Origin of the sequence: Morganella psychrotolerans, assembly GCF_001676055.1 — a bacterium.
Lineage (GTDB): Bacteria > Pseudomonadota > Gammaproteobacteria > Enterobacterales > Enterobacteriaceae > Morganella > Morganella psychrotolerans_B.
On record NZ_LZEX01000024.1, the window covers coordinates 1 to 4,813 of the forward strand.

Consider the following 4,813-nt stretch of genomic DNA (forward strand, 5'->3'; position numbering starts at 1 on the left):
TATCGATCTGATCGAATGCACGCGCAGAACCACCGTAGGTTTTAGCCAGAACGGTAGTGATTGCAGCTGTCAGGGTAGTTTTACCGTGGTCAACGTGGCCGATAGTACCAACGTTAACGTGCGGTTTCGTACGTTCAAACTTTTCTTTAGACATTAGATTGTCCCTCTGAGACACGGAATCGGTGGTTACACCACATCAACCAAGCAGTATTGCTTGTCTGGGTATTTACAGAGATAAAAATCAGGGAAGGGAGAACAACGGAAGTGGTGCTGATAGGCAGATTCGAACTGCCGACCTCACCCTTACCAAGGGTGCGCTCTACCAACTGAGCTATATCAGCACATCTTGGAGCGGGCAGCGGGAATCGAACCCGCATCATCAGCTTGGAAGGCTGAGGTAATAGCCATTATACGATGCCCGCGTGAACTCGGCTACCTGACTTAAATCGGCTGTAACTGAATCTCAGGTATTTTACATCGAAGGAGTGATGAATAAAACACCCGGGATAATAATTCACACTAGATGGTGGTGGGAGAAGGATTCGAACCTTCGAAGTCTGTGACGGCAGATTTACAGTCTGCTCCCTTTGGCCGCTTGGGTATCCCACCTGATCTAAATTGTTAATTGGTGCCGGCACCAAGAGTCGAACTCGGGACCTACTGATTACAAGTCAGTTGCTCTACCAACTGAGCTATGCCGGCATCAAGTGCTGCGCATTCTATGGAGACTTTGAGCAGGATGCAACAAAAAAAATTGCTGAAATTGTTCTTTTGCTCACAAAGTACGCATTCTTCCGTGTTTTGCTGTTTTTTTCAATGGGTAATGTACAAAATAGCAGCGCCGGTTATAACACCCGTGATTAGGCAATCACACAGACTGACTATACAAAATTCAATAATCAGATTACTTTTAGCACTTTATTTATATCTTTCGTAATGCAATTTATGTCTCCGACATCAAAAAAAATGCATTTTTTCAAAAAAATTGCTACGCCTGACTTCCATCTCTCGCTATGATGCGAATTATTTTTTGGCCGGTACGGGGTTTTATGACCGGTCCAACCTGCGTAATAAAGGCAGACGTTGGTTTATGTATAAAGAAAAATCGCTCTCTCCTTATCTTCATTTCAGCCGTAATCAGTGGGCCACTTTACGTAACTCGGTTCCGATGACCCTATCTGAGCAGGAAATTGACGAGCTGCGCGGTATTCACGATGAAATTTCAATTGATGAAGTTATCGCGATTTATCTGCCATTATCCCGTTTGCTGAATTTCTATATCAGTTCAAATCTGCGCCGCCAGGCTGTGCTTGAACAGTTTCTCGGCAGAAACGAAGCTAAAGTACCTTACGTGATTGGTATTGCCGGCAGTGTTTCTGTCGGTAAAAGCACGACAGCCCGCTTGCTTCAGGCACTTCTGAGCCGCTGGCCGGAACATAGAAAAGTAGACCTGATCACCACAGATGGTTTCCTTCATCCTAACTCGGTGCTCAATGAGCGCGGAATTATGAGAAAAAAAGGATTTCCTGAATCTTACGATATGCACAATCTCGTCCGCTTTGTGTCAGAAGTAAAATCCGGTACACCAAAAGTGCTTGCGCCGGTTTATTCTCATCTGACCTATGACATCATACCGGATAAGCAGCTTGTCGTGGAGCAGCCGGATATCGTCATTCTGGAAGGATTGAATGTGCTGCAAAGCGGCATGGATTATCCACAGTCATTGCACCATGTGTTTGTTTCGGATTTTGTGGATTTCTCTATTTACGTAGATGCACCGGAAGAGTTGCTGAAAAGCTGGTATATCGGGCGTTTTCTGAAATTTCGTCAGGGCGCATTTACCGATCCGAACTCCTATTTCCATCATTATGCGCAATTGGAAGAGAGCGAGGCTGTCGGTATCGCATCAACTATCTGGGATGAAATTAACGGGCTCAATCTACACGAAAATATTTTGCCGACCAGAGAGCGCGCCAGTTTAGTGATGACGAAAGGCGCAAATCACATGGTGACAAATGTGCAGCTGCGAAAATAGTAAATTTACCTGCTGATAACAAACCGGCATTACGCCGGTTTGTTTTTTGTATTGATGCCACGCAGTGAAATTTCTCCGCCGATATAGGGAGTAACTTCGCCGAATTGATCCAATAATAACGCACCCTGCCCATTAATCCCGCGAGATACACCAACAACCTCCCGTTCACCAATAATTAATTTTACTTCTCGGTTAAGATAGTTATCAAATGCATACCAGCGCTCAATAAACGGTGTGAGCCCACTTTTTTCAAACAGATGAAGCGCATCAATCAAATGATTGATAAATGCGGCGGCCAACGTATTTCGATCAATACGGATACCTGATTGCTCCAGATTGATCCACTGCTGCCCAATCTGATCTGTACTGGTATTTTCCATTGTCAGATTAATACCAATCCCGATGATGACATGTGCGGCATCACCCGTTTTTCCCTGAAGTTCGACTAAAATTCCGGCCAGTTTTTTATCTTCAAGATATAAATCATTCGGCCATTTTACTTTTACGCCTGTTGCACCCAGTTCGTGCAGTGTTTCAGCAAGAACGATACCGACCACCAGACTTAGTCCGATTGCCGCCGCCGGTCCCTGTTCCAGACGCCAGTACAGTGAGAGATACAGGTTTCGCCCGAACGGTGATACCCATTGACGCCCACGACGCCCGCGCCCCGCGTACTGATATTCAGCCACACACGCATCACCGGATGACAGTTGCCCGATTTTATCCAGCAAATGCTGATTGGTGGAACCGATAACAGGCAGCACATCTATTTTCCGGCCGGGTAAGAGCGCATTGATAGCCTCTGACTGCAGCAGGTTCATCGGCGCAAAGAGGCGGTAGCCCTTTCCCGTCACTGTCTCCATCTCAATGCCCATTTCACGCAATGTACGGATATGTTTATTGATACCCGCCCGGCTCATGCCGAGTGTGTCGCCAAGCTGTTCACCTGAATGGAACTCGCCATCAGACAGGATCCGGATGAGCGTCAGCGGCATGCTGTAATCTTTCATGCAATGGCCTCTGTTGCGTTGATTTCGCCTGTTGCACCAATAAAACGGACTTCCGGCTCTAATTCAATCTGAAAACGGGCAGCAACCTGCTGACGGACATAACGGGCAAGACGGATGATATCATCCCCTGTTGCCTGCTCCCGGTTGATAAGCACCAGCGCCTGATTCACATGTACAGATGCGCCACCTTCTGAATGACCTTTCAGCTGACACTGATCAATCAGCCAGCCTGCAGCCAGTTTTATACCATCCTCAACCACATACTGCGGACAGGACGGATATTCCGCTTTTATTTTCTGCGCAAGTTCTGTGCTGACTACCGGATTTTTAAAGAAACTGCCGGCATTGCCGGTTATTTTCGGATCCGGTAATTTACTTGTCCGCATATTGCAAACCATATCGAAAACCTGCTGCGGTGTAACTGTTGCCGGATCCAGTGACTTCAAATCGCCATAGCTCAGTTCAGGAGCCCATTGCTTAGGCAGCTTCAGGCCTATGGCAGTAATCGCATAACCGTTCTGATATTCATGTTTAAAGATACTGTCCCGATAGCCAAACCGGCAGGCATCTGCACTCAGACGTTCTGTTCTGCCATCAGCAAGAGAGGTAACATCGACATAGTCACAGACATCTTTAAATTCAATGCCATACGCGCCAATGTTCTGGATAGGGGCCGTACCGGCGCACCCCGGGATCAATGCCAGGTTTTCCATTCCGCAGATCCCGTTTATCAGTAAAAAACGGATCAAATCGTGCCAGTTTTCACCGGCACCCACATCAACCAGCCACGCTGTTGGTGTTTCACGGATAGTTTTCCCCATAACTTGATTCATCACCACCGTGCCGGCAAAATCAGTGGTAAACAGGACATTACTCCCGCCGCCTAACAACAGGAAAGGCACATGTGCCGCCTGTGCCGACTGCCATAAATGACACAGCTCAGAAACAGTCTCAGCTGTTTCTATATTTAACGCGCAGGCTTCAATACCAAAAGTATGTAACAGGCGAAGTGAATTAGCAGGCTCAAGGGACATAATGAAAACTCATCGGACAAACATGTTCCTAGTTTATCAGTCAACCGACGCGGAGCACAGTAAAGCCATACATCTGACAACTTTAGCGGCAGATAAACGCAAAAAAGCCACCCAATGGGTGGCTTCTCGGCTTAAATAATAACCTGGCGGTTCCCTACTCTCACATGGGGAGACCCCACACTACCATCGGCGCTACGGCGTTTCACTGCTGAGTTCGGCATGGGGTCAGGTGGGACCACCGCGCTATTGCCGCCAGGCAAATTCTGTATATACCGAACTTAAAATCTATGGTGCTGATACCCAGATTCGAACTGGGGACCTCACCCTTACCAAGGGTGTGCTCTACCAACTGAGCCATATCAGCAAAAAATCCATGCCCTTGGGCACGGATTTAAAATAATAACCTGGCGGTTCCCTACTCTCACATGGGGAGACCCCACACTACCATCGGCGCTACGGCGTTTCACTTCTGAGTTCGGCATGGGGTCAGGTGGGACCACCGCGCTAGTGCCGCCAGGCAAATTCTGTTCATCCAAAACAAGCTGTTTAATAACCGGTATGAATCTATTCATCCATCACCCGTTATCTGAAAAATTGATTTTCTTTAGTCTCTCAACTCAAAACACCTTCGGTGTTGTCAGGTTAAGCCTCTCGGTTCATTAGTACTGGTTAGCTCAATGCATCGCTGCACTTACACACCCAGCCTATCAACGTCTTAGTCTCAAACGTTCCTT

4 protein-coding genes, 5 tRNA genes and 3 rRNA genes are annotated in these 4,813 nt (G+C 47.2%); 1 reads left to right on the plus strand and 11 read right to left on the minus strand.

The genetic code is table 11. The features are described 5' to 3' along the window. The 5 genes from AYY17_RS21315 to AYY17_RS13735 all read right to left on the minus strand — a co-directional run. Window positions 1–154: GTP-binding protein (locus tag AYY17_RS21315; RefSeq protein ID WP_004200661.1), on the minus strand; the 154-nt coding region annotated here is incomplete at its 3' end. Between the two features lie 111 nt (window positions 155–265). Continuing rightward, window positions 266–341: transfer RNA gene (locus AYY17_RS13720), tRNA-Thr, on the minus strand. Between the two features lie 6 nt (window positions 342–347). Continuing rightward, window positions 348–422 (minus strand) — tRNA-Gly (locus AYY17_RS13725). Between the two features lie 102 nt (window positions 423–524). After that, window positions 525–609, minus strand: a tRNA-Tyr gene (locus tag AYY17_RS13730). A 17-nt stretch (window positions 610–626) separates the two neighbouring features. After that, a tRNA-Thr gene (locus AYY17_RS13735) sits at window positions 627–702 on the minus strand. Between the two features lie 388 nt (window positions 703–1,090). Here AYY17_RS13735 and coaA point away from each other — a divergent pair. Further along, the gene (coaA, locus tag AYY17_RS13740; RefSeq protein ID WP_067424508.1) at window positions 1,091–2,035 is read left to right on the plus strand and encodes a type I pantothenate kinase; all 945 of its coding nucleotides are present in this window, start codon (window positions 1,091–1,093) and stop codon (window positions 2,033–2,035) included. Window positions 2,036–2,064: 29 nt separating this feature from the next. Here the strand turns inward: coaA and birA are convergent, their stop codons facing one another. From birA to AYY17_RS13770, 6 genes are all read right to left on the minus strand, one after another. Next, window positions 2,065–3,045 carry a bifunctional biotin--[acetyl-CoA-carboxylase] ligase/biotin operon repressor BirA gene (gene birA / locus AYY17_RS13745; RefSeq protein ID WP_067424510.1) on the minus strand — a complete coding sequence of 327 codons (981 nt, stop codon included), beginning with the start codon at window positions 3,043–3,045 and terminating at the stop codon, window positions 2,065–2,067. After that, window positions 3,042–4,079 carry a UDP-N-acetylmuramate dehydrogenase gene (gene murB, locus AYY17_RS13750; RefSeq protein WP_067424512.1) on the minus strand — a complete coding sequence of 346 codons (1,038 nt, stop codon included), beginning with the start codon at window positions 4,077–4,079 and terminating at the stop codon, window positions 3,042–3,044. Before murB ends, birA begins: the two co-directional genes overlap by 4 nt. Before the next feature lie 141 nt (window positions 4,080–4,220). Continuing rightward, a 5S ribosomal RNA gene (gene rrf / locus AYY17_RS13755) occupies window positions 4,221–4,336 on the minus strand. A 31-nt stretch (window positions 4,337–4,367) separates the two neighbouring features. Further along, window positions 4,368–4,443: transfer RNA gene (locus AYY17_RS13760), tRNA-Thr, on the minus strand. A 38-nt stretch (window positions 4,444–4,481) separates the two neighbouring features. After that, a 5S ribosomal RNA gene (gene rrf, locus AYY17_RS13765) occupies window positions 4,482–4,597 on the minus strand. Window positions 4,598–4,717: 120 nt separating this feature from the next. Beyond that, window positions 4,718–4,813 (minus strand): 23S ribosomal RNA (locus AYY17_RS13770); the annotation flags it as partial.

Coding starts and splice junctions, on each gene's coding strand:
- coaA (WP_067424508.1), top strand. CDS start 1,091: ATGTATAAAGAAAAATCGCTCTCTCCTTATCTTCATTTCAGCCGTAAT.
- murB (WP_067424512.1), bottom strand. CDS start 4,079: ATGTCCCTTGAGCCTGCTAATTCACTTCGCCTGTTACATACTTTTGGT.
- birA (WP_067424510.1), bottom strand. CDS start 3,045: ATGAAAGATTACAGCATGCCGCTGACGCTCATCCGGATCCTGTCTGAT.